This window comes from Labrenzia sp. VG12, assembly GCF_002237595.1.
Taxonomy (GTDB): domain Bacteria; phylum Pseudomonadota; class Alphaproteobacteria; order Rhizobiales; family Stappiaceae; genus Roseibium.
Map to the genome: position 1 here is coordinate 380,249 of NZ_CP022529.1, position 23,306 is coordinate 403,554.

20 protein-coding genes are annotated in these 23,306 nt (G+C 59.6%); 7 read left to right on the forward strand and 13 right to left on the reverse strand.

Annotated features, from left to right (window positions below; all coding sequences use genetic code 11):
* Positions 1-7 precede the first annotated feature (7 nt).
* The 3 genes from CHH27_RS01770 to CHH27_RS01780 all read right to left on the reverse strand — a co-directional run bounded on the left by CHH27_RS01770 (position 8) and on the right by CHH27_RS01780 (position 4,263).
* A complete protein-coding gene (locus CHH27_RS01770; RefSeq protein WP_094074456.1) occupies positions 8-1,579 on the reverse strand; it encodes a Re/Si-specific NAD(P)(+) transhydrogenase subunit alpha in 1,572 nt (523 codons plus the stop codon).
* Positions 1,580-1,989: 410 nt separating this feature from the next.
* Positions 1,990-2,859, reverse strand: a complete 870-nt coding sequence (yghU, locus tag CHH27_RS01775) for a glutathione-dependent disulfide-bond oxidoreductase (RefSeq protein ID WP_094070049.1) — start codon at positions 2,857-2,859, stop codon at positions 1,990-1,992.
* A 144-nt stretch (positions 2,860-3,003) separates the two neighbouring features.
* Positions 3,004-4,263 carry a Xaa-Pro peptidase family protein gene (locus CHH27_RS01780; protein ID WP_094070050.1) on the reverse strand — a complete coding sequence of 420 codons (1,260 nt, stop codon included), beginning with the start codon at positions 4,261-4,263 and terminating at the stop codon, positions 3,004-3,006.
* A 93-nt stretch (positions 4,264-4,356) separates the two neighbouring features.
* Here CHH27_RS01780 and CHH27_RS01785 point away from each other — a divergent pair, with 93 nt between their 5' ends.
* Positions 4,357-5,244 carry a LysR family transcriptional regulator gene (locus CHH27_RS01785; protein ID WP_094070051.1) on the forward strand — a complete coding sequence of 296 codons (888 nt, stop codon included), beginning with the start codon at positions 4,357-4,359 and terminating at the stop codon, positions 5,242-5,244.
* A gap of 3 nt (positions 5,245-5,247) precedes the next feature.
* Here the strand turns inward: CHH27_RS01785 and CHH27_RS01790 are convergent, their stop codons facing one another.
* From CHH27_RS01790 to CHH27_RS01805, 4 genes are all read right to left on the reverse strand, one after another.
* A complete protein-coding gene (locus CHH27_RS01790) occupies positions 5,248-5,679 on the reverse strand; it encodes a universal stress protein (RefSeq protein ID WP_094070052.1) in 432 nt (143 codons plus the stop codon).
* Positions 5,676-8,312 (reverse strand): TRAP transporter permease, encoded by a 2,637-nt coding sequence (locus CHH27_RS01795; RefSeq protein ID WP_094070053.1) that lies wholly within the window; start codon positions 8,310-8,312, stop codon positions 5,676-5,678. The genes CHH27_RS01790 and CHH27_RS01795 overlap by 4 nt, the downstream gene beginning before the upstream one ends.
* A 177-nt stretch (positions 8,313-8,489) precedes the next feature.
* Entirely contained in the window at positions 8,490-9,458 is a 969-nt protein-coding gene (locus CHH27_RS01800; protein ID WP_198338329.1) for a TAXI family TRAP transporter solute-binding subunit, read from the reverse strand.
* 56 nt (positions 9,459-9,514) lie between these two features.
* Positions 9,515-10,375: a MurR/RpiR family transcriptional regulator gene (locus CHH27_RS01805; protein WP_208988433.1), complete on the reverse strand. Its 861-nt coding sequence runs from the start codon at positions 10,373-10,375 to the stop codon at positions 9,515-9,517.
* 299 nt (positions 10,376-10,674) lie between these two features.
* Here CHH27_RS01805 and CHH27_RS01810 point away from each other — a divergent pair, with 299 nt between their 5' ends.
* Positions 10,675-11,553 carry an alpha/beta fold hydrolase gene (locus CHH27_RS01810; RefSeq protein ID WP_094070055.1) on the forward strand — a complete coding sequence of 293 codons (879 nt, stop codon included), beginning with the start codon at positions 10,675-10,677 and terminating at the stop codon, positions 11,551-11,553.
* 126 nt (positions 11,554-11,679) lie between these two features.
* Here the strand turns inward: CHH27_RS01810 and egtD are convergent, their stop codons facing one another.
* Together egtD and egtB are read right to left on the reverse strand one after the other, a co-directional pair.
* Positions 11,680-12,630 (reverse strand): L-histidine N(alpha)-methyltransferase, encoded by a 951-nt coding sequence (egtD, locus tag CHH27_RS01815; protein WP_094070056.1) that lies wholly within the window; start codon positions 12,628-12,630, stop codon positions 11,680-11,682.
* Positions 12,627-13,892 (reverse strand): ergothioneine biosynthesis protein EgtB, encoded by a 1,266-nt coding sequence (gene egtB / locus CHH27_RS01820; RefSeq protein ID WP_094070057.1) that lies wholly within the window; start codon positions 13,890-13,892, stop codon positions 12,627-12,629. The genes egtD and egtB overlap by 4 nt, the downstream gene beginning before the upstream one ends.
* A gap of 540 nt (positions 13,893-14,432) precedes the next feature.
* Between egtB and CHH27_RS01825 the strand changes: the two genes are divergently transcribed.
* The 4 genes from CHH27_RS01825 to CHH27_RS01845 all read left to right on the forward strand — a co-directional run bounded on the left by CHH27_RS01825 (position 14,433) and on the right by CHH27_RS01845 (position 17,516).
* On the forward strand, positions 14,433-15,014 hold the full coding sequence (locus CHH27_RS01825; protein WP_094070058.1) for a TetR/AcrR family transcriptional regulator: 582 nt from the start codon (positions 14,433-14,435) through the stop codon (positions 15,012-15,014).
* Between the two features lie 39 nt (positions 15,015-15,053).
* Entirely contained in the window at positions 15,054-15,341 is a 288-nt protein-coding gene (locus CHH27_RS01830) for a YciI family protein (protein WP_094070059.1), read from the forward strand.
* 143 nt (positions 15,342-15,484) lie between these two features.
* The gene (gene dapA, locus CHH27_RS01835) at positions 15,485-16,363 is read left to right on the forward strand and encodes a 4-hydroxy-tetrahydrodipicolinate synthase (protein ID WP_094070060.1); all 879 of its coding nucleotides are present in this window, start codon (positions 15,485-15,487) and stop codon (positions 16,361-16,363) included.
* Between the two features lie 640 nt (positions 16,364-17,003).
* Complete coding sequence (locus CHH27_RS01845) at positions 17,004-17,516, forward strand: Hcp family type VI secretion system effector (RefSeq protein ID WP_094070062.1); 513 nt, start codon at positions 17,004-17,006, stop codon at positions 17,514-17,516.
* 957 nt (positions 17,517-18,473) lie between these two features.
* On the opposite strand, the gene metG is transcribed toward CHH27_RS01845, so the two are convergent.
* The 4 genes from metG to CHH27_RS01865 all read right to left on the reverse strand — a co-directional run bounded on the left by metG (position 18,474) and on the right by CHH27_RS01865 (position 22,731).
* Positions 18,474-19,994 carry a methionine--tRNA ligase gene (gene metG, locus CHH27_RS01850; protein WP_094070063.1) on the reverse strand — a complete coding sequence of 507 codons (1,521 nt, stop codon included), beginning with the start codon at positions 19,992-19,994 and terminating at the stop codon, positions 18,474-18,476.
* Between the two features lie 172 nt (positions 19,995-20,166).
* The gene (locus CHH27_RS28605; RefSeq protein WP_094070064.1) at positions 20,167-20,424 is read right to left on the reverse strand and encodes a barstar family protein; all 258 of its coding nucleotides are present in this window, start codon (positions 20,422-20,424) and stop codon (positions 20,167-20,169) included.
* 42 nt (positions 20,425-20,466) lie between these two features.
* On the reverse strand, positions 20,467-21,462 hold the full coding sequence (locus tag CHH27_RS01860; protein WP_094070065.1) for a YeiH family protein: 996 nt from the start codon (positions 21,460-21,462) through the stop codon (positions 20,467-20,469).
* An 18-nt stretch (positions 21,463-21,480) separates the two neighbouring features.
* The gene (locus tag CHH27_RS01865; protein ID WP_208988435.1) at positions 21,481-22,731 is read right to left on the reverse strand and encodes a cytochrome-c peroxidase; all 1,251 of its coding nucleotides are present in this window, start codon (positions 22,729-22,731) and stop codon (positions 21,481-21,483) included.
* A 69-nt stretch (positions 22,732-22,800) separates the two neighbouring features.
* Here CHH27_RS01865 and CHH27_RS01870 point away from each other — a divergent pair, with 69 nt between their 5' ends.
* On the forward strand, positions 22,801-23,283 hold the full coding sequence (locus CHH27_RS01870) for a tetratricopeptide repeat protein (RefSeq protein ID WP_094074458.1): 483 nt from the start codon (positions 22,801-22,803) through the stop codon (positions 23,281-23,283).
* Positions 23,284-23,306 lie beyond the last annotated feature (23 nt).

Below are 23,306 nucleotides of genomic sequence, written 5' to 3' on the forward strand. Positions count from 1 at the left end.
GCCCCCCTTAGGATTTCTGGAACATGGCGAGCATGCGCCGGGTGACTAGGAAACCGCCGAAGATGTTGATTCCGGCCATGAAGATGCTGAGCGCCGCGAGCAGGATCACCAGGAAGGAGCCGGAGCCGATCTGCATCAGGGCGCCGAGGATGATGATCGAGGAAATCGCGTTGGTGATCGCCATGAGAGGGGTGTGCAGCGAGTGGCTGACATTCCAGATCACCTGGAAGCCAACGAACACGGCCAGCACAAAGACGATAAAGTGCTGCATGAAGCTTGCCGGCGCGACGAGGCCGACCAGGAACATCAGGAGGCCGCCGATGGCCAGCAGGGTGACTTGCTGCTTGGTCTGTGCCTTGAACGCGGCGACTTCCGCGGCGCGCTTTTCCTCTGGCGTCAGTTCCTTCGGCTTTTCCTTCGACTTTGCCGCGATGGCCTGCACCTTGGGCGGTGGGGGCGGGAAGGTGATCTCGCCCTTGTAGGTGACCGTGGCACCGCGGATGACGTCGTCTTCCATGTTGTGATTGAGCTGACCGTCCTTGTCAGGCGTCAGATCGGTCATCATGTGACGGATGTTGGTGGCATAGAGCGTCGACGACTGGCTTGCCATGCGCGAGGGGAAGTCGGTGTAGCCGATGATGGTGACGCCATTGTCGGTCACCACTTTCTTGTCCATTTCCGTGCCATCGACATTGCCACCCTTTTCAGCGGCAAGGTCAACGATCACCGAACCCGGCTTCATGGCCTTCACCATGTCTTCCAGCCAGAGCTTCGGCGCTTCCCGGTTCGGGATCAGCGCGGTCGTGATGACGATGTCCATCTCCGGCGCCAGCTCGCGGAACTTGGCAAGCTGTGCTTCCCGGAACTCGGGCGAGGAGACGCTGGCATAGCCGCCGGATGCGGCGCCGTCCTGCTGTTCTTCCTCGAAATCCAGGTAGACGAATTCAGCGCCCATGGATTCGACCTGTTCGGCCACTTCCGGCCGGACGTCGAAGGCATAGGTGATGGCACCGAGGGAGGTTGATGTGCCGATGGCGGCAAGGCCGGCAACACCGGCACCGACGACGAGCACCTTGGCCGGGGGCACCTTGCCGGCTGCCGTGATCTGGCCGGTGAAGAAGCGGCCGAAATTGTTGCCGGCCTCAATGACTGCGCGATAGCCGGCAATGTTGGCCATGGACGACAGGGCGTCCATTTTCTGGGCGCGGGAGATGCGCGGCACCATTTCCATGGCGATCACGTTGGCGCCGGCCGATTTCGCGGTCTCCATTCCGGTTTCGTTGCCACCCGGATTGAAGAAGGAGATCAGCGTCTTGCCTTCGGTCAGATAGCCCAGTTCCTTGTCGTCCGGCTGGCGCACCTTGGTGACAATATCGGCTTTTTTCCAGAGGCTCGGAGCCGTCTTGACGATCTCGACACCGGCTTCCTGATAGGCTTCGTCGGAAAATCCGGCTGCCTTGCCGGCTCCGCTCTGCACGATGCAGGCATATCCGAGTTTCTGGAGTTGCTTGGCGGACTCCGGGGTCATCGCCACGCGATTCTCGCCGGGGAATGTTTCCTTCGGCGTGCCGATTATCAGGGCTTCTGGCATTCGTCGCTCCCACAAGGTGATGAGGAATTGGCCTCAAACGGAAGGCAAGCGACAGGTCCGGTGAAACGAATTTCCCCCGCAGCGCCCGCTCCCCCGCAAACGTGTAGCGAATTTAGAGACGAAAAAAATACTTATGACAAGGTGTGTTTGCTCTTAATTTGCACGGTATTACCGCACTGCACCCTGAGAGCAGCCCGAAATAAATATCAATGGCGGGGCGCAATTCGCGCGTCGGATTCTGAAGGGATTGGAGTTGCTGAGCCGGAATACTCGCAAACGCTCCGGAATTAGTAATTTTTACCCCCTGGGGGTAAATAGTTGGATCAAATGCCTAATTTTTAATCGTGTGAACATTTTGGGAGACGGGCGGCAAAGCGACCGCCCATCTCCAACTGAAATTATTCTGCCGCGTTTTCCACGGCTGCCTTGGCATCCAGATCTGCGGCGTCATGACGCTCCGGAACCTGTTCGTGATCCTCGCCCCAGGTCTTGTTGACCTTGCGCCCGCGGATAACGGCCGGGCGGGCATCGATCTTTTCGGCCCACGCAAGCAGGTTCTTGTATTCGTGGACCGACAGGAACTCGGCTGCGTCATAAGCGCGGCCAAGCACCATGCCGCCATACCAGGGGAAGATCGCCATGTCGGCGATGGAATAGTCATCACCGGCAATATAGGGGCGGTCCGCCAGAGCAGTGTCGAGCACATGCAGCTGGCGTTTCGTTTCCATGGCGAAGCGGTCGATCGGATATTCGAACTTCTCCGGCGCGTAAGCATAGAAATGGCCGAAGCCACCGCCGAGATAAGGAGCCGAGCCCATCTGCCAGAACAGCCAGTTGAGCGTTTCCGTCCGCTTGGCTGGATCTTTTGGCAGGAACTCTCCGAATTTTTCGGCGAGGTAAAGAAGGATGGAACCGGATTCAAAGACGCGGGTCGGTGTTTCTGTGGACCGGTCAACAAGCGCCGGGATCTTGGAATTCGGATTGGCACCGACAAAGCCGCTGGAGAACTGATCGCCTTCACCGATCTTGATCAGCCAGGCATCATACTCGGCGTCCTTGTGCCCGAGCGCCAGCAGTTCTTCCAGCATGATCGTGACCTTGACGCCGTTGGGCGTAGCCAGGGAATAGAGTTGCAGCGGATGTTTGCCGACCGGGAGATCCTTCTCGTGTGTCGCCCCGGAAACCGGACGGTTGATGCTGGCCCACTGGCCTCCGCTGGGTTCTTCCCAGGTCCAGACTTTCGGCGGTGTGTAGGTTGGATCGCTCATGGGCGGGTCTCCGCAAGACTATTCATGGATCAGATGCATGGATGGAGTGCAGACTGACCTGATCCATCGCAATCTTACGATCAAATAGGTTGGCCGGGAGCATTTGTTAAGGGCAATCCTGCAATTTCTTCAGATTGCCGCGGATTATACCAACAAGGCTTCTTCGAAGGGGAACTCGGACAAGAGATCAACCCCCGTCTCCGTGATGAGAACCTGCTGTTCCAGCTTGACGCCTTCCCTGCCGCCGTCTTCGCCGATGAAGCTTTCCACACAAAGTGTCATGCCCGGCTCGATGGTGCCGTCATATCCTGCATCCGGAAAATCTCCGTGGTGATAGAGGTAGGGGTATTCGCCTGTCATGCCGCAGCCATGGGCTGAAAGATAGTAGCGGTGGGCATAGTATTTGTCCGGAATGTCCCAGGCCCGGTCGGCATAATCGCGGAAACTCATGCCGGGTTTCAGGATGCCCATATTGTGGTGCACCTGCTCATGGGCAACCTTGTAGAGTTCCTTCTGAAGATCCGTAGGCTGATCGGGACCGGAATGGAACGTGCGCGAGAAATCGGCATAGTAGCCGTGGCAGCCAACGACATCCGTGTCGAGCGCGATCAGTTCATTGGCTCCGATGACATTGTCAGAGGTCTCCTGGAACCAGGGATTGGTGCGTGCGCCGGCATTCAGCAGCCGGGTTTCGACGTAATCCCCGTTCTGCTCGATGATGGACTTGTGCAGAACCGACCAGAGTTCGGCTTCGGTCAGTCCGGGGCGGATTGCGGCGCGCAGCTTGCCAACCCCGATTTCCGTGGCGCGCAGCGAGGCGATCACGCATTTCATCTCTTCGGGAGACTTGATTGCCCGAGCCCTTTCGACCGGCTGCTGGGCATCGACAACGTGAAGGCCTGCCTCTTTCAACGCGATCGCTGCGCCAGCGTTGAGACGTTCCACGCCGACCACGGCCCGGGTTTCGCCGGTCAGCTCCCGGATCGTATCGGCCATCTCTGCGGCCCATGCGCGTTCCCGGTCCGCTATGTGCGGACCGGCAGCTACGAAACTGGCAGTTCTGGAGGGGCGGACTTCATCGACCGTTTCAAAACCTTCACCGAGATGCAGGCAACCGGTAAACTCGAACAGGATCGCTCGGGTCTGTGTCATCAGCAGGTAGCGCGACGGCGCGTTGCGCATGGAGAAGACCTGCATGTTGCGTGTCCCGGTCGCGTAGCGGATGTTGACGGGATCCGACAGGATGACGGCATCGACCTCGTATTCTGCCATTTGCTGACGCACCCGCGTCTGCCTGTAGCCACGCACGGCGACGAGATCGATATCGTCATTGGCCGGAGCCCGGTCCAGTTGCGCCAGTCCATCAAGATCACTGCGCTCTGCATGCCAGTCCAGTTCAGCCATCTGAAAGTGCTCCATTGTCCTTTCAGGAATGATGACAGGTCCTGTAGATCTTGGAACAATTGAAAAAGTCCGGAATTGAGATAACTTTCTGGAATGTATGGTTTTCGGAAATCCTTGCCGCCACTCGACACGCTGGTCTTTTTTGAAGCCGCCATGCGGCATCAGAGTTTCACTGATGCGGCCGATGAGTTGTTTGTGACCCAGGCAGCGGTCAGCAAACGTATTCGGCGGCTGGAGGATTGGCTCGGCGTGGAGCTGTTCGAAAGGGCCGGGCGCCGCCTGGTGCCGACGGAAGCGGGCCTTTATCTCGCCGACAAGGCCGGCATGACGCTCGACTATCTCGATCAGGCGCTGCGCGCACTCAAGGTGCCCAGCCAGCCCGTTGTCCGGATCGCCTCCGTCACGGCATTGGCAGCCTTCTGGCTGCAGCCGAAGCTGAAGGAATTTGCGCTGTCGGATGAGGCCTGTCTGTTCAACCTGTCGACCGTGGATGATTTAGGCGACCTGCTGCGATCCGAGCACGATCTTGTCGTTCTCCATGGCGATGGCCGGTTTCCGGGATGGACATCCGAGTTGCTGTTTGAGGAAGTTGTCGTCCCGGTCGGCGCGCCCGACGTCATTTCGGCCATTCAGACAGGGGATGACGACGCGCCGACGCCGTTGCTTCATTACCCGCGCCTGGCACCGAACTGGATTGACTGGCCGGGATGGATCCAGCGCAGCGGGCGCAGTGAGTTCCTGTCCTGGCCGAGGCAGGATTGCACCAGCTACAACCAGTCCATCGGACGGGCGCTGAAAGGGCAGGGGCTCGCGCTAGGGGGGCTGCCATTGCTTCACGAAGAGATCGCCGCGGGCGATCTTGTCCCGCTCAGCCAGGGTGAGCTTGCCACCGGCAAAGGCTATTTCATCGCCTGGCCGGAAAGCCGTCCGCTCAGCGCGGAGGCTGAGCGGATGAAAAAGGTCTTGCTGGGAAGCAGCTGAGGGTCAGTCCCGCACCACGTAAACCGACGCCTTGGAGTGTCGCACGACCCGTGCCGCGTTGGGCCCGAGCAGGTATTCACTGAGGTGCGGCTGATGCGCGCCGATCACGATCAGATCGGCTCCGGTCTTTTTGGCAACCTCCAGGATCTCTTCGTAGATCGAACCTGTTGTCACAAGATGGCGGACATCCTTGTTGCGCTCGTCTCCCAGAACGCTGGAGACCTTGGCGATCAGTTTCTCCCGCGTCTGCTCAACCATCTGGCCCTGGAAATTTTCCTCGAAATAGGAGGCGACCAGATTGATGCCGGCGCTCGGCACAACGGTGATGACATCCAGCTGGGCATTGTCCAGCTGGGCCAGTTTGTCCGCCATTTTCAGGACCTTGGTGTCATGGTCCTGCTGAACGTCGACGGCGCACAATACGGACTTGATCATGCCATTGCTCCTTCTTCGCGGGTGGCACGACCTGCACGGGCGCGCTGCAGCATGTAGACCAGTGCCAAGAGAAGAAGGCCTGGAATGAAGATCAGCTCCTTGGGCAACTGGTCTGCCTTCACCTGAGCCTGGGTGATGATCACCGGCTCATCGCCATAGAAGTCGAAGTTGCCCAGCTGTTCGAAGTAGGGTGTTCCGGGGAAGGGCTCTTCCAGTTTCAGGACACCGTCTTCATCCAGCGTGGTCAGACCGAGCGCCGTCAGGCGTGCTTCACCTCCCGATTCAGACCCCGGATTGATCAGGATGCGGGTCTCCGCGTTGCTGCCCGTGTCGAAGTCCGGACCGCTGATGACCAGCCGGATCTCGGTGCCGGCGGGAGCCTCGCCGACGGTCTGCACGAATTGGGCAGGCCCCACCGTTTCAAACGGCGGCTGGATCTGGTTCATGAAGAAATCCGGACGGAACAGCACGAAGGAGATCAGCACCAGGGCAATGCTTTCGTAGATCCGGCTCTTGGTCACGAAATAGCCCATGGTGCCGGCAGTGAACACCAATATGGCGATCGTCGAGACAATGAAGACCAATATGCCCTGCGTGAGCGTGACGTCGATCAGGAGCAGGTCCGTGTTGAAGATGAACACGAAGGGCAGGGCAACTGTGCGCAGCGAATAGAAAAAGGCGGTAAAGCCCGTCTTGATCGCGTCACCGCCCGACACCGCCGCCGCCGCGAATGACGCTAGCCCCACGGGTGGTGTCACATCCGCCATGATCCCGAAATAGAAGACGAACAGGTGCACGGCGATCAGCGGCACAATCAGGCCGGACTGGGCACCAAGTTCAACCACGACACCGGCCATCAGCGACGAGACAACAATGTAGTTGGCCGTTGTTGGCAGACCCATGCCGAGCACGAGCGACAGGATGCCGACAAAGATCAGCATCAGGATCAGGTTGCCGCCTGAAACGAACTCGACCAGGTCGGCCATCACCTGACCGATGCCGGTCAGGGTCACGGTGCCGACGATCACGCCGGCGGTCGCGGTGGCAAGACCGATGCCGATCATGTTGCGGGCACCGTCGATCATGCCGTGAACGAGATCGTTGACCCCGGCCTTGAAGGCTTCGAAGGTTTCGCTTTCCCCGCGGAAGACCGCCTTGATCGGCCGCTGGGTCAGAAGGATCACGAAGAGCAGGGCAGTTGCCCAGAAGGCCGAAAGCCCCGGAGATTTCTGCTCGATCATCAGGAAGTAGACGAGCACGACGATCGGCAACAGATAGTAGAGGCCGGTCTTGTAGATCTCCGAAATTTCCGGAAGCGTGATGTCCTTGGCATTCGGATCATCCGGATGCAGGTCATCTGCCGTGGAAGCGAGCTTCAGGAGCGCCAGGTAGGCGAGGAAAACCAGAGCTGCCAGAACCCAGGAAGCACCGTCCGGCACCAGGGCAACGATCCAGCCGATCGGGTACTGGATGCCGTAGCAGAGCACCGCGAAACCGGCGAAGAAGAAGAACATGCCGAGAACCGTGCGCAGCGTGGAAACGGTCTTGTGGCCGATGGTCGGCATGTTCCGTTTCACCGCTTCAAGGTGCACGATATAGACCAGCGCGATGTAGGAGATCACGGCCGGCAGGAAGGCATGGGTGATGACGTCGACATAGGAAATGCCGACATATTCCACCATCAGGAAGGCCGCAGCTCCCATGACCGGCGGCATGATCTGGCCATTGACCGACGACGCCACCTCGACGGAACCGGCCTGTTCGGAGGAGAAACCGACCCGCTTCATCAGCGGGATGGTGAAGGTGCCGGTGGTGACCACGTTGGCGATGGACGACCCGGAAATCAGGCCGGTCGCCGCGGAACCGACGACGGCGGCCTTGGCCGGGCCGCCTTTCAGGTGACCGAGCGCGCCGAACGCCATCTTGATGAAGTAGTTGCCGGCGCCGGCCTTGTCGAGCAGGGCACCGAACAGAACGAACAGGAAGACGAATTTGGTCGAGACGCCAAGCGCAATGCCGAAGACGCCTTCCGACGTGATCCACATGTGGCTCATGGCTTTTTGAAGGGACGCGCCTTTCCAGCGGATGACTTCCGGCACCCAGGGGGAGGAGCCGAAGAAGACGTAGAGCAGGAAGACGGAGGCGACGATGGCCATGGCCGGACCGAGTGCACGGCGCGCAGCTTCAAACAGGACAATGATGCCCGCGAGCGCAAACCACTTGTCGGTGTGATCGGCCAGACCGCCATTGTCGACGATCTTTTGGTAGAAGAAGAACCCGTAAAGCGCGATGAAGGCGCCAAACAGGGCAAGGACCCAGTCCTGGATCGGAATGTGATGGCGAGGGCTGCTTTTCAGCGCCGGGTAGGCCATGAAGGCCAGGAACATCGCGAAAGCGAGGTGGAATTGCCGGCTGTTGTTGATCAGATCCGATGGCAGCACGTAGTAGACGATGGGGGAGGCGAGCAGGACCTGAAAACAGGACCAGACCAGAGCGACGGTCGCGATCAAAAGGCCGACACTGCCGGCCGGATTTCTGGATCCGGAATCTGAGGCGGCTACGAGTTCCTGAAGTTCTTCTTCAGACAGGCCCTTGCGCTGATCCTGCGCGACAGGCTGGTTTTGGTCAGACATGAATTTCCCCCGGTTTCCGGCAGAGAAACAGCGCCGGTACTGTGCGGTTTTGCCCGGACGGCAGGTTCCGTCAGAACAGATTGTCAATGAAAAGAAGCGATCGAACCCAAGGAAGGTGGCAGGGCTGCCGCAATAGAACGGGCCCGGAAATCATCCGGGCCCGCCAGTTGAAAGAGCTTAGTTGATCCAGCCCTGTTCTTTGTAGTACTTCGCCGCGCCCGGATGCAGCGGAGCGGACAGGCCGTCAGCGACCATCTCTTCCGGCTTCAGGTTGGCAAATGCCGGATGCAGCTTCTTGAAGGCATCGAAGTTTTCGAAGACGGACTTGACCAGCGTGTAGACGGTGTCGTCGGCAACTTTCGCAGAAGTGATGAAGGTTGCACCGACGCCGAAGGTGTTGGTGTCGCCGTCATTGCCGCGATACATGCCGCCCGGAATGGTGGCTGTGCGGTAGTAGCTGTTGTCGTTGACCAGCTTGTCGACAGCGTCGCCGCCAACATTCACCAGCACGCTGTCACAGGCCGTGGTGGCTTCCTGGATGGAACCGGACGGGTGGCCGACGGTGTAGACCATGGCGTCGATCTGGTTGTCGCAGAGTGCAGCGGACTGCTCGGCGGCCTTCAGCTCGGTTGCCTGGGTGAAGTCGTCGGTGGTCCAGCCCATGGATTCCATCAGGACTTCCATGGTGCCGCGCTGACCGGAACCCGGGTTGCCGATGTTGACGCGCTTGCCCTTCAGGTCTTCAAAGTTCTTGATGCCGCTGTCGGCACGGGCAACCACGGTGAACGGCTCCGGATGTACGGAGAACACGGCGCGCAGGTCTTCGAACTTGCCCTTGTCCTCGAACTTGGACGTGCCGTTATAGGCATGGTACTGCCAGTCGGACTGGGCCACACCGAATTCCAGCTCGCCTTCACGAACAGTGTTGATGTTGTAGACCGAGCCACCGGTGGATTCGACCGAGCAGCGGATGCCGTGGTCTTTACGGCCCTTGTTCACCAGACGGCAGATCGCACCACCCGTCGGATAGTAGACGCCCGTCACACCACCGGTACCGATGGTGATGAACTCCTCCGCGGAGGCTGCGCCGGTGAATGCGATGCTGGTCGCCAGGACGGCGCCTGCAAGGTTCAGTTTCATCATCATTTGACTAGGCTTCCCTCTTGTTAAAATTCTCAAGGTCTGGAGCGGTCTCTGCCACCCTAGACATTTTCAAACTCGTCAAGCAAGCGGTTATGCTTGTCGACATTCTGGATCCGGGCTTCCGCCTCGGATCCGGCTCGCGCAACCAGCATGCCCGTAATTGTTTCTATGAGCACCAGCGTGGCTGCGTAAGACGAGAAAAAGTGTGGACTTTCAGTGCGTTGTATGAAGTGAAAGTCGGCGAATTGCAATCCCGGGAAAGCGTGGCTGTCAGTAAGCACGATGACTTTTGCACCACTTGCTGCCGCGACTTCGGCGGCCCGGACGGAGCGATGCGCATAAGGGTGCTTGGACACGATGATCACCGTGTCAGCTGACGAAACGCCCGCAAGCGTGCTGCCCAGGGTTGCCCCGTTGCGCCCCGCTGTCACCCAGCGGTCGTCGAACCATTTCGCCAGATAGGCGAAATAGTCGGTAAAGCCGGCAGAGGCGAGCGCGCCGATCAGGATGATCTTGCGCGATTTTTCCAGGCACTCGACCGCGGCTTCCAGTTCATGTGGGTCGATGTCGTCAACCAGAGCCTTGATGTTGTTCAGGCAGGCCTCCACCTGGCGCGGCAGCAACGGCTGATCCGCATCGGACTGGAGACGCCGGGCGCGGTCCTGAAACGTGTCCGTGTCGCGCCGGCTCAGTTCGGCGCGGGCCTGTTCCCGGAGAGTTTCGTAGTCGGAATAACCAAGCGCGCGCGCCAGTCTGGTATAGCTTGCCGGCGAAACACCACTTGCCGAGGCGACGGCACGCAGACTGCGCGTTGCGATTTCGACTTGATTTTCAGCGATATAGTCGGCGGCAATACGCAAAGCGTCGCTGAGCTCGGCATAGTTGGCCGAGATCGCGGTCCGGAGCGGTGGCGACGACATGGTTTCCATCCGGTTACTGTTTCATTTGTTTTTTACATTGTCAATTTCTGAAACAAATGTTTCGCCGCCAAAGAGTTTGTTTGCCGCGGATGGACAGAAACCCGGGATACGAGCGCTCAATCAGACTGGCGCAGATCAGCGGACAGATTTGCAGCGTCCCATCGAGGAAAAACTTCCCCTGATAAAATTGCAATTATTAATAGAATCAAATATTGAGATTCGCGCTTAAGTTTTATTTGCGGTACAATGCACTGGGGGCATTACGCTTTTTCCTATGGGGAATAGGGAAGGAGGGACACATGTCTAAGAGTACTCTCACCTGTCTGGCAACCACTCTGATTGCGGCTTGGGGTGTCGGGCCTGCTTTGGCTGGGGACTATCTGCAGGTCGAGCCGGGCGTGGATCTTTATTACGAAGACCACGGAACCGGTCTGCCAATCGTTCTGGTGCCGGGCTGGACCTTCACGACAGAGGTCTTCGAACACCAGATCGCGACCTTCGCGAAGACGCATCGGGTCATCACCTTCGATCCACGCAGTCATGGCCGGTCGACGGTCACGATGGAAGGCAACAACTACGTCACGCAAGGCGCGGATCTCGCAAAGTTGGTCGATCATCTGGGTGTCGAAAAACCCGTCCTCGTCGGATGGTCCTTCGGCTGCCTGGCGACCTGGGAGTTCGTGAAGATCAGGTCGACCGATGCGGCTTCGGCGCACATGTGCATAGATCTGTCACCGACACCCATGACCGGCAAGGAGGGCGACTGGACCGAGGGCAGCATTGCCGACATTTCGGGTCTCTACGATGGTGTGCAGTCTGCAAAAGGCCACCGGGACGCCATTCACTGGTATGCCGACGAGGTCATGATCGAGCAGGACTACACGCCGGAACTGGCCCGCTGGATCGAGGACCAGTCGACCCAGTCACCGCCCTGGGTGGCGGCGGCCTACTGGGCGGCTGGAAATTTCAGCAATTATCTGGTCACCGCCAAGGAGATCGATGCCAAATTGCCGTCGTCCTTTGTGGTTGCCGAACATTGGGCCGATACGGCCAGGCCGTATCTGGCCAAACATACGCCCAACAGCGATGTGCATGTCTTTGGCGGGCACATGATGTTCTGGGAATATCCGGACAAGTTCAACCGGATCCTGGCCGGGTTTGTCTCTCAGATCGAGTAGCTCTCTTGAGTGCTGGCACTGGCACCTGCAAGGCCGCCAGTGCCGGATCATGACTTGAGTGCCATGGCCGTCAATCCGCACAACGGTTGCGACGAGCCACGGCATCCAATCAGTCGGATTCGCCTGTCAGGTTGCCGCCAGCGTGAAGATCGAGAACAGGTCATCCTTGTCCGCATCCATCGCCGACACCTTCCAGCCGCCGAGCTGGGCGATTTCCTGAAAGGCGTCCTCGCTGTATTTATGCGAGTTTTCCGTATGGATCGTTTCGCCCCTGCGAAAGGCAATCTCGTTGCCTGCAACAAGGACGGTTTGATCGGATCGGCTTTCCAGATGCATTTCAATGCGGCTTTCCAGGTCGTTCCAGATTGCCCTATGGGCAAAAGACCCGAGGTCGAAGCTCCCCTCGAGTTCACGATTGATCCGCTGAAGCAGGTTCTGGTTGAAGGCAGCGGTGACACCCGCCGGATCGTCATAGGCTTTCAGAAGCACCGTTTCCGCTTTCGGCCGGTCGACCCCGATCAACAGGTCCGCCGCGGGCATGGCCTCCCGGATCTGACGCAGGAGCCGAACCGCGCCCGCCTTTTCAAAGTTGCCGATCGTGGATCCGGGGAAAAACACCAGAACTGGCAGCTCGGGCAATAGGGGCAGCTTGCCGAAGGGCTGGGTGAAGTCGGCTGCCACCGGAATGACGGCAACCGAAGGGTGGGCACGCCGGACCCGTTCAGCTGCGGCTTTCAGATGGTTCGCGGAAATGTCGATCGGCATATAGACAGACAGGTCCTGAAAAGCCTTCAGCAGAATGTCGGTTTTGCGGCTCGAGCCGCTGCCGAGTTCTACCAGTGCGCCCCGTGCACCGGGCAGTCGGAGGTAGCTGGCGGCATTGTCCTCAAGGATCGAGACTTCCGTTCGGGTCGGGTAATAGGCGTCGAGTTCGGTAATGGCCTCGAAGAGGTGCGAGCCGACGTCGTCGTAAAGCCACTTGCTGCTGATCGTCTTCCGCTCGGCCGTCAGCCCGGAGAGGATGTCATCGCGAAAAATTTTCAAATGGTCGTCATCGAGAGAAACATGTTTGGTCATTTGTCTGCTGCCAATCTCAGGCCCAGCATCTGCCAACGCTGGTGCGGATAAAAGAAGGTGCGGTAGGAGGCGCGCATCTGGCGGGTCGGGGTCGCGCAGGAGCCGCCGCGCAGCACCATCTGGTTGACCATGAACTTGCCGTTATATTCGCCGATCGCGCCGTCCGGCGGGGTGAAGCCGGGATAGGGAGAGAACGCACTTGAGGTCCACTGCCAGACATCACCCCATAGGCCGGGGGCGCCGGCAAGAGGCATCAGGGCGCCATTCTCCAGGAAATTGCCGGCAATCCGGGTCGGGGCTGCAGCTGCCTCCCATTCGGCTTCGGTCGGCAGCCGGTATCCGGCCCAACGGGCAAAGGCGTCCGCCTCATAATAGCTGACATGCACCACGGGGGCGGCCAGATCCACCGGCCGTGGCCCTTGAAGCGTGTAACTCCACCAGACGCCGTCCTGTCGCCACCAGTACAAGGGGGCGGTCCAGCCGTTCTTCTCCCTGGCAGCCCATCCTTCCATGAGCCAGAGCGGCTGGGTTTCGTAGCCACCGTCCTCCATGAAGGCGATCCACTCGCCATTCGTGACCGGCCGGTCTGCAAGGCGATAGGGCTCCAGCCAGACCTTGTGACGTGGGCCTTCACAGTCATAGGCAAATCCATCGCCATCATGGCCGATGGTCAGAAGGCCGCCGTCATGATCGCTCCAGCCGGTCTCCCCAACGGGATGAACGGGCACCGGCCGGCTGTCGAAATAGGCGGGCAGCAACGGATTGTAGGAGAAGGCATGCAGGAGGTCGGTCACCAGCAGCTCCTGGTGCTGCATTTCGTGATGGCAGCCAAGCGTGACAAGCGCTTCCAGCGGCTCATGGCCCAGGGTGAAAGCCCCGCGCGCCAGCCCGTCCAGCAGTGCATCTTCAACGCGCCTGCGATAGGCCATCACATCGGCAACGGCCGGTCGTGACAGAAGACCGCGTTTTGAGCGTGTGTGACGCGGGCCGGCCTGGACGTAATAGGAGTTGAAGAGCACCGCGAAACGCTCGTCGGTCGGCACATAGCCGGGCAGGGACGGTTTCAGGATGAATTCTTCAAAGAACCAGGTTGTGTGCGCCAGATGCCACTTGGGTGGGCTGGCATCTTCCATGGATTGCAGTCCCATGTCCTCACCCGACAGGGGCGCGACGAGTTTCATCGTCTGTTTTCGGGTCTGATCGAACAGGTCCGCTACAGACAGGCCCGTTGACGGTTCAGACCGCCCGTCCACCAACGTCATATCAAGTCCTCCACAAGGAGCCGGCCGTTCGCCCAAAGCCGGTTTCTGCAGTGCCGCCAAGCGCTCTCAAGGTAGGCATGCCGGCAAGGTTTCCAATGAAGGGAATTGCACCGGTGCGGTGCAGAAATGCGCCGCACACGCCAGGAATTTCGGTTTGTTGATAAAAATAACAAAGGTTTGTTTTTTAGGATTTTGGTCCATCAGGGTAGAAATTCCTCAAGTTGTTGATTTTGCGAGCGATTGGGAATTTGCCTGCAGCAACGACCGGCAAAGACGGTTCGGACCTTAGCTTCCGCCTCCTGACAAGGGCCTGTCAGGAGCTCCGCCGCATCCTCTTCACATTGGCGTGAAGTCGGAAAGCAGTGCCGTGCGTTTGTGAAGGCACGTCTTTTGAAACAGAGAAGTCAGGCCCTCCGGGCACTTGGCAGAACAGGACAGGGACCCGGATTGACATTCTGGGACACTTGTCCTAATTCAGCGATAGGTCAATTGTCCTAATGAGGTTTGATCCTGTGTCAAGCCGCAGTCAGGGAGAGTGGAATGGCTGGAAGCACACGCCAGCAGATCGTCGACGCGGCGGATGACCTGTTCTATGGGCAGGGCTTCGCGCAAACCTCCTTTGCGGACATTGCGGCGGCGGTGAAGATCTCGCGCGGCAATTTCTACTACCACTTCAAGACCAAGGACGAGATCCTGGACGCCGTCATCGACAAGAGGCTGGCAGACCGGGAAGCCCTGCTTGCCAAATGGGACGAAATGGCTGCGGATCCCGTGGATCGCATCGCCTGTTTCGTGAAGATCGTCATCGTCAACCAGAGCAGGATCATGGCCTTCGGCTGTCCGGTCGGCACCCTGACGACGGAGCTGTTCAAGCTTGGGCACCCGTCTGCAGACAAGGCAAACCGGATCATGGCGCTGTTCCGCGACTGGCTTGTCCGGCAGTTCGAGGCGCTGGGCTGCGGCGACAGATCCGCCGACCATGCGCTGCATGTTCTCGGCTGGAGCCAGGGTGTCGCCACCCTGTCTCAGGCCTTCAAGGACGAAGCTCATGTCGAGCGCGAAGTGCGCCGGATTCTCGCCTGGCTCGATGATGTCGCCGGGTCGCCAAGTGCGGTGCAATGAACACGCCCTGCGTAATTATCAAATGACAAGGTGAGACCAATGTTTGTCGTGACTTTGACGTTTTCGGACAACAGGGACCGTGCCGCCGAACTGATGGCAGGGCACAAGGACTGGATCCAGCGTGGCTTCGACCAGGGACTGTTTCTGATGGTGGGCAGCCTTCAGCCAAACCGGGGCGGTGCCGTCATCGCGCACGGCACCGACCGGGACGCTCTTGAGGCATTTGTCGGTGAAGACCCTTTTGTTGTGGAGCGTGTCGTGTCGGCGGACATACTTGAAATCACACCGGCGCGCCTGGACGAGAGGATGGCATTTCTGGCGGCCTGACAATTGAAGCTGTTCACGAGGACCGGCACCCGGTTGCCAGACCCGGTGTTTGATGGCAGAGCAATGTCCTGGGCTTGGGCGGGCGACAAACAATCGACACAGAGCGGCGCCATCAAGCCGGAACCAGCTCTGGGAGGACGCCAATGCTCGACATCAAGGGATCTCTGCCCGCCCTCGTGACCCCTTTCAAGGACGGTGAGGTTGATTACAACGCCCTGGAACGTCTGATCGAATGGCACATCGCCCAGGGCAGCGACGGGCTTGTGGCCGTTGGCACGACCGGTGAAAGCCCGACGGTTTCCAAAAGCGAGCACAAGGATGTCATAAGAAGGGTGGTGGATCAGGTCGCCGGACGTGTGCCCGTGATTGCCGGAACCGGTTCCAACGCAACGGCCCAGTCGCTGGACATGCTCCAGCATGCCGAGGCGGTCGGGGCCGATGCCGCTCTTGTGGTGACCCCTTATTACAACAAGCCGAACCAGGCCGGTCTGCTCAGTCACTACAAGGTGTTGCATGACAGCAGCAACCTGCCGATCATTCTCTACAATATTCCGGGCCGCTGCGTGATCGATATTCTGCCGGAAACCATGGCGGAGATGGCGCGCTGGCCGCGCATCATCGGTGTCAAGGACGCGACCGGAAGCATGGAACGGGTCAGCAAGCAGCGTGCGCTGTGCGGCCGCGATTTTCTGCAGCTGAGCGCAGAAGATGCTGCGGCCCTCGGCTTCAACGCCCATGGCGGGCGAGGCTGCATCTCGGTGACGGCCAATGTCGCACCGCGCCTGTGTGCAGAATTTCAGGCTGCTTCGCTTTCAGAAGATCTGGATCGGGCGCGGGACTACCAGGACCGCCTGCTGCCGCTGCATTCGGCGCTCTTCCTGGAACCGCCGGCCGCCTGCGCCAAATACGCCCTGTCCCGTCTCGGCCTATGCCGTGAAGACGTCCGGCTTCCGCTCACACCGGTCACGCAAGAAACGAGACAGGCGCTCGACAAGGCAATGGCACATGCCGGCCTGATCTAAGCTGTCCTCGGCTGGGTGCTCCGGCCACCTTTACGCTACCAACATTGCAAGACGGAACGCTGGCTAGAGGCACGCTTCTCGCCAGGTGCGACCACCTTGTCTGAAGAAAGCCCGGTCATTTCGGGAGTGCACCCGCGGGAAACTGGAAGTCCTCCGCTTCTGCAAGCGGAGCGGTGAGAAGGCCCGGCTCCTCGCTCCGCTTCGGCCGGGGGGCCTTGTGGTTGTGGATTGCCTCGAAGGAAAAGCCGACCGAGTGCGCAGGGGAGATTCTGCGCACACGCCTGGCAAAAAAGAGCTGAAAGCAGGTTGGGCCGCACGCTCGGTCCATCGAAAGGTCGCGGTTGTTACCCTTTGTTGCCCTAACGGAAGTATATTTTGTGACGATCGTCACGCCTTGACTGCGCATGTTTGTGCTCAGTCCTGCGGTGATTGTGCAGAAATCTGCACAGTTCCATATTTTAACACTTTTTCCCTGGGCGGAATTTCTTACGTAAAGTCAATTGCCTAGGGAAATGTCACGGAGTTGGCACACCCGTTGCAATATTCTCAGCATCGGCGCTGACCAATACACGGCGCCCCGGAATTCAAAACCAAGAAAACGACGATCACTGACACACACAAGCAAACTGGAGATCTGAAAATGTCCAACATCGCTTACATCACCATCAAGGGCGCAACCCAGGGCGACATGACGTCCGACGCAACCACCGCCGACAGCATCGGCAACCTGTGGCAGGAAGGCCATGAAGGCGAATCCCTCGTCTACGCCTTCGAGCAGAACGCCATCGTGCCCCGCGACCCGCAGTCCGGTTCGATCATTGCCACCCGCCGCCACATGCCGACCACCTTCATGAAGCCGGTCGACAAGGCCACGCCGTTGCTGTGGCAGGCTTTGGCCACGGGCGAGAGCCTGGAAATCGAAGTCCAGTTCTGGCGCACGTCAACGTCCGGCGTTCAGGAACACTACTTCACGATCAAGTTCGAAGACGCGGTTCTGGTGGAAGGCAAGACGATCCTGCCGGACGTCAATGACGAAGCCAATGCGTCCCGCGGCGACACCGACAAGTGGTCCTTCACCTACCGCAAGGCAGACTGGACCCACGAAAAGGCCGGCACCAGCGCCTCCGACGACTACCGCGCACCGGTCACCTAAGACAAAAAGCCTCCGGGCTGCGACCTGCAACGCAGCCCAACCGGCCTGGCGGGATGCCCCTCCCGCCGGCTCAAACCGCCCGGTATCTGCGACCGGGCGGTTTTTTGTTGTTCTGCGCAGCTGCTGTGACAGCCCTCAACCAAGTCCATGCTTCACGGTGTCACCCCGGGCGAGCTTTGCGAGACCCGGGGCCCACTCGTTGCCAGAGCATTGGGATCTTCAGAAGGCTTGACTGGGTTTTTCTGCACCTTCAGCAAGCCGAGCAGCGAGTAGGCCCCGGCTCTCCGCTTCGCTGTGGCCGGGGTGACACGGTTCTTGTGGCGACCGAGCGTAGCCATAGGAGCGTGCGGTTGTATCGGGCTTCTCTGTTGGCGCCCCCTTGGCGAGGTTATCTGCCATCAATGTCACCCCGGGCGAGCTTCGCGAGACCCGGGGCCAACTCGCTCCCGGAGCGATGGGGGTGCCTTCAGACATTTGCAGCCCAGCTTCTGCCTAAATGCATTCTCTTCAGCAAGCCGAGCAGCGAGTTGGCCCCGGCTCTCCGCTTCGCTGCGGCCGGGGTGACACGGTTCTTGCGGCGACCGCGCGTAGCCGTAGAAGCTTGCAGTTGTATCAGGCCACTCTGTTGGCGCCCCCTTGGCGAGGTTATCTGCCATCAATGTCACCCCGGGCGAGCTTCGCGAGACCCGGGGCCTACTCGCTCCCGGAGCGATGGGGGTGCCTCCAGACATTTGCAGCGCAGTTTCTGCCTAATTGCATTCGCTTCCGCGAGCGGAGCTACGAATAGGCCCAGGCCCTTCGCTTCGCTGCGGTCGGGGTGAGACCGAGCTGGATCACTGGGCAGATGCGATTCTGAGAGGCCTGGACAGCAGACATGAATTCGCCAACCCACCGCACTTTGACGCTGGGGCCCCAAGGAATCGCCCGGTTCTGCGACCGGGCGGTTTTGTCTTGTGGCTACTGAACGCGCGGGAACAGCGGCTGGATGTCGCCGAGTTCAGTGCCGCCAGGCAGACGGTCGAGTTCCGGCTTCCATGGTCTGGCAACCTCGGTGACATTCAGCGTGGCGAGTGCCTTGCCCGCGGAGGCAGGGATCACTTGCTGAAGGGCTTCCATCACGATGCGCAGGCAGTCGAGCGCGACATAGACGACCGTCTTGCTGCGCTCCCTGGTGTCCTCGTTCTTGAAGAGCGACCAGGGCGCCTGCTTGTCGATATATTCGTTCAGCTCGGCCGCCGCGGTGATGATCGCCTGCGTCCGTGCCGGAATATCGGCCAGATCGATCCATTCGCCCATGCCGGCGGTGGCTTTCAGAACGGTCTGGCGCAGCGCCTCGTCCTCGGCGGTCAACTCGCCCTTGACCGGCAGCTTGCCGTCGAACTTGGACCTGGCGAACTTGGCGGCGCGGGACAGCATGTTGCCGAGCTTGTTGTTGAGTTCGGCCTCATAGGTCTGGGCAATCAGTTCCACCGAGATCTGGCTGTCGCTGTCGGCGCGCATGTGCCGGGCGAGGTACCAGCGCAGGGCATCGACGCCGAGCTTGTCCATCACCTCGATCGGGTCGACCACATTGCCGATGGACTTCGACATCTTGACACCGCCGGCGCCGACCCAGTGGCTGTGCACGGAGAGTTTCTTCGGCAGCGGCAGGCCGGCCGCCATCAGCATGATCGGCCAGTAGACCCCGTGCGGCTTCAGAATATCCTTGCCGATCAGATGCTCGCATTCCTCCCACCAGGGCGCATAGCTTTCGTCCGGCCAGTCGATATTGGTCAGGTAGTTGGCAAGCGCGTCGAACCAGACATAGGTGACGAACTCGGTGTCGAAGGGCAGTTCGACGCCCAATGTCACACGGGCCTTCGGCCGGGAGATGCACAGATCCTCCAGCGGTTCGGCCAGCATCTGCTTCAGTTCGTTTCTGAAGGCTACCGGCTGCACGAAATCCGGATTGTCGGCAATATGCTTCAAGAGGCGCTCGCGGAACGGCTCCATTTTCAGGAAGTAATTCGTCTCTTCGGTCTGCTCGACCTGCATGGTCGGGTGCAGCGGGCACTGGCCGTCCTCGGTCAGATCGCTTTCCTTCTTGAACTCTTCACAGCCCTTGCAGTAGGTGCCGGTGTAGTTCTTCTTGACGATCAGATCCTTGTCGAAGATCGACTGCTCCATGCCGGCGACGGCCTCCTTGTGGCCGTCGCGGCTGGTGCGCACGAAATAGTCGTAGGTGACATCGAGCTTGTCGAACACATCCCGGAATTCGGCGCAGCGCATGTCGAGATAGTCCTCGATGGGCATGCCAAGTTCCTGGGCTGCTTCCTGGTTCTTCTGGCCATGTTCGTCCACGCCGGTCGACAGCATTAGCTCATAACCCAGCGCCTGGCGGTTGCGTTTCAGGATATCGGCCATGATCGAGGTGAAGGCATGACCGATATGCGGAGAACCGTTGACGTAGTAGATCGGGGTTGTGATGTAGCTTTTCATCCAGGTGCTTTCGAATTTCCGGCTGGCGTTGGCTAGCCGTCCCGATTGGGTGCGGGTGCCAACTTTGAGAAGATGTTGCAGCTATATTTCACACACAATATGGGATGAAAACCCCTAGATGCGACTGTCAGTGTTCAGGCATCCGGATAACGGGCGTTCAAACACGCATTGATCAGATGCCCTTCCGCCCCGTGCCTTGAAACTCCTGCAGGAGTTCTCGGTATCGATTGACTTCCTGTTGAAGTGACAGCGGGAGGCTGTCTACCCCAAGAAACTCGACACATGTTGTCGTTGGCAGGTCGGTTAGACAGTCCCAGAAAGCGTCGAGGTTGCGGCCATAATAGTAAGGAAAATCAAGGGCTATATGAACCTTGTCGTGAAAGTCCTTCATCGAGCAGACGCTCGAGAGATCCACCTGTATCAATGTCATCGCTTACCATCCAGCGGTGTCGAGACTTGCATTGGCCGTCCATCAGCCGATGACCCAGATACCACCCAGGACAAACAATGCCAGGAACACGGTCTGGGTGACCACCATCCAGATGGCCGGGCCGCCGACTTCCAGAAGCTTGGGGATCGAGGTCTTCATGCCGACGGCTGCAATCGCCGCCAGAAGCGCCCAGCGGGAGACCTGACCGGCCATGTCCTTGACGGTTTCCGGGATCAGGCCGAAGGAATTCAGCGCCGCCAGGACCAGAAACGCCAGAACGAAGGCCGGCATCAGGGGCGGGCGGGCGTTGTCCGGTCCGGTACTGCTGCGCAGGATAAGCGCTGCAATCAGCACGATTGGCGCCAGCAGTGTCACGCGGATCAGCTTGACAAGCGTGGAAAGATCGCCGGTTTCCTCGTTGATGGAAAATCCGGCACCAACCACCTGAGCGACATCATGGATTGTCCCGCCGAGAAAGACCCCGGTTTCGTCCACAGTGAGCCCCAGGTTGCTGGTCAGGATCGGGTAGACGATCATCGCCAGGGTCGACAGCACCGTCACCGTGATGACGGTGAAGGCGAGGTCGCGTTCCGCATGTTCGCGTTTCGGCAGGATCGAGCCGATGGCCATGGCCGCCGATGCACCGCAGATGGCGACAGCGCCGCCAGAGAGAAACGAAAACAGGCGATCGCGGCCGAACAGGCTGCCGATCATCAGCGAAAAGCCGATGGTTGCCAGCACTCCCAGGATCACCAGTAGCAGGAAAGGCAGTCCGAGCGCCTGCACCATTTCCACGCTGATGCGGACCCCGAGCAGCGCGACGCCGATCCGAAGCAGGGTCCGGGCGGAAAAGGCAATGCCGGCAGAAGTGCGTTGTTCTTCCGACAGGAAGTTGAGCGGCATGCCGAGCAGGATGGCCATCAACATGGCCGGCGCCCCGTAATGCTCGTTCAGGAACTGCGCCGCGATGGCGACCAGCCCGGCGATCACCAGGCCCGGGAACAATTCATGTACCCGGTCTTTCAATGGTTGAACCATTGTTTTTCCTTATGTCTTTTACCTGTCGACCGGAAGGCCGCTTGGGACGGTGTCGGGAACACCAAAGGGAGGAGCGCTGACGGACGTGGTGCCCGTCAGGCTTTTCAGGAAGGCGACAAGATCGGCAATCTCGCCGTCCGTCAAGGCAAGGGGGGCAATATCGCGAAAACGCGCATGGCGGGCCATCTCGCGTTTGTCGTTCCAGACGACAAAATCGATCGGAGCCAGCCAGGGAGCGTCCGGCAGGGCCGCGATCTCCGGCGCCCATGTGGCAAGCATGCCGTCCGGATCCAGATGATGGCGCACAATGCCTTCGAGCGTCGGATAGGCGCCGTTGTGGCCGTAAGGGCCGGTCAGCTCGATATTTCGAAGCATCGGCGTGCGGAAGCGGTAGGCATCTTCCAGGCGGTCGCTTTCCCCCATACGGCCGACATCGCGGACCATCGGGTCAAACCGGCGGGTCCGGCCAGGCCCGAAGGGCGGCAGACCGATCGCATGAAACTGCTGGTCGCTGAGCAGTTTGCCGGAATGGCAGGAGGCGCAGCCTGCCTTGCCGTAAAAGAGGTCGAGGCCGCGCTTCTGGCTGTCATCAAGAGCAGACGCGTTGCCTTCAAGATACTGATCGAACGGACTGTCGAGGCTTTGCCATTCGACGGCCTGGAAGGCCGCCAGCGCATTCGCGATCTCGACGATGGTGACCTGGTCCGGCGCATCGATATGATCGAACGCCTCAACGAACATCCGGCCGTATTCGGGGATCACGCGGACCCGTTTGGCAAGGATCGGCCAGGCCGCATCGATCCGGTCGTGAATGGCACCGGCAATCTCGTTTTCCTTGAGGTTGCCGGACATTTCAAACTGGGCAACGAGCGGGAACACCGCCTGTGCCGCCAGCAGCGAATTGAAGCCGCTTGGCAGCCATTCCTCGGCCGGGGAATTGAAGCCGTTTTCATAAGTGTCCGCAATCGAGAGACGACCGTCGTGGAAGAGCGTGTGGAGCTCTTTTGCGCCGAGATTCCAAAGACCTGGCGCGTTTCGCGGAATCCGTTTGCGAATGCGGTCGTCACCCGTTCCGGCCATTCGTTTTGTGCCGAGACCTTCCCCGCCTTCGCCAATGCCGAGCGACAGGTTGTCACCGGTTCCCATCTGCGGGTGATGGCAGGTTGCGCAGGCAATATTCCTGTTGCCGGACAGGATCTTGTCGTAAAAGAGGAGCTGACCGAGCGCGGCCTGTTTGCGGTCAAAGACGATAAAATCTTCCTGCGTCAAGGGCGCAGGCAGATCCGCAGCAAGAGCCGACGCTGAAAGACAAAAAATCAGAGGGACCGACCGGAGACCATGAAGACAAAACTGAAGGCCAGTTTTCTTGCGCTGATGCTCCTTGCCACCCCGGCCGCGGCGGAAATCGAGGAAGCCCGCGACCTGATGGAAGCCAATCGCTTCGAGGAGGCGATGAAGGAACTGTGGCCGGCGGCCCGGTCCGGCAATGCCGACGCGGAAGAGCTGATCGGCATCATGTACGCGATGGGGCTCGGGGTTGAGCGCGATGACCAGCGGGCGTTCGAATGGTACCTGAGAAGCGCGATGAAGGGACATCCCGGCGCCCAGTCCGGTGTCGGCTGGTACTACGAAATCGGCCGCGGCATGCCGGCGCCGGATCTCGTGCGGGCCTACATGTGGTACACGCTCTCGGCCGTCGGTGGCGATCCCGATGCTGCGATCTCGCTGGAAGAGGTGGTCAAGAAGATGACCAAGGAAGAGATTGAAAAGGCGCATATCCTGGTCGATGACTACAAGGTCTGGATGTATCCGTTCCGGTGATGGTTTCAGTTGTCTGAAGTCCG

Coding starts and splice junctions, on each gene's coding strand:
- CHH27_RS01795 (WP_094070053.1), bottom strand. CDS start 8,312: ATGTCTGACCAAAACCAGCCTGTCGCGCAGGATCAGCGCAAGGGCCTG.
- CHH27_RS01785 (WP_094070051.1), top strand. CDS start 4,357: ATGTATGGTTTTCGGAAATCCTTGCCGCCACTCGACACGCTGGTCTTT.
- CHH27_RS01790 (WP_094070052.1), bottom strand. CDS start 5,679: ATGATCAAGTCCGTATTGTGCGCCGTCGACGTTCAGCAGGACCATGAC.
- CHH27_RS01870 (WP_094074458.1), top strand. CDS start 22,801: ATGAAGACAAAACTGAAGGCCAGTTTTCTTGCGCTGATGCTCCTTGCC.
- dapA (WP_094070060.1), top strand. CDS start 15,485: ATGCTCGACATCAAGGGATCTCTGCCCGCCCTCGTGACCCCTTTCAAG.
- CHH27_RS01810 (WP_094070055.1), top strand. CDS start 10,675: ATGTCTAAGAGTACTCTCACCTGTCTGGCAACCACTCTGATTGCGGCT.
- CHH27_RS28605 (WP_094070064.1), bottom strand. CDS start 20,424: ATGACATTGATACAGGTGGATCTCTCGAGCGTCTGCTCGATGAAGGAC.
- CHH27_RS01805 (WP_208988433.1), bottom strand. CDS start 10,375: ATGTCGTCGCCACCGCTCCGGACCGCGATCTCGGCCAACTATGCCGAG.
- CHH27_RS01845 (WP_094070062.1), top strand. CDS start 17,004: ATGTCCAACATCGCTTACATCACCATCAAGGGCGCAACCCAGGGCGAC.
- CHH27_RS01830 (WP_094070059.1), top strand. CDS start 15,054: ATGTTTGTCGTGACTTTGACGTTTTCGGACAACAGGGACCGTGCCGCC.
- CHH27_RS01860 (WP_094070065.1), bottom strand. CDS start 21,462: ATGGTTCAACCATTGAAAGACCGGGTACATGAATTGTTCCCGGGCCTG.
- CHH27_RS01780 (WP_094070050.1), bottom strand. CDS start 4,263: ATGGCTGAACTGGACTGGCATGCAGAGCGCAGTGATCTTGATGGACTG.
- CHH27_RS01825 (WP_094070058.1), top strand. CDS start 14,433: ATGGCTGGAAGCACACGCCAGCAGATCGTCGACGCGGCGGATGACCTG.
- egtD (WP_094070056.1), bottom strand. CDS start 12,630: ATGACCAAACATGTTTCTCTCGATGACGACCATTTGAAAATTTTTCGC.
- metG (WP_094070063.1), bottom strand. CDS start 19,994: ATGAAAAGCTACATCACAACCCCGATCTACTACGTCAACGGTTCTCCG.
- egtB (WP_094070057.1), bottom strand. CDS start 13,892: ATGACGTTGGTGGACGGGCGGTCTGAACCGTCAACGGGCCTGTCTGTA.
- CHH27_RS01800 (WP_198338329.1), bottom strand. CDS start 9,458: ATGATGATGAAACTGAACCTTGCAGGCGCCGTCCTGGCGACCAGCATC.
- yghU (WP_094070049.1), bottom strand. CDS start 2,859: ATGAGCGATCCAACCTACACACCGCCGAAAGTCTGGACCTGGGAAGAA.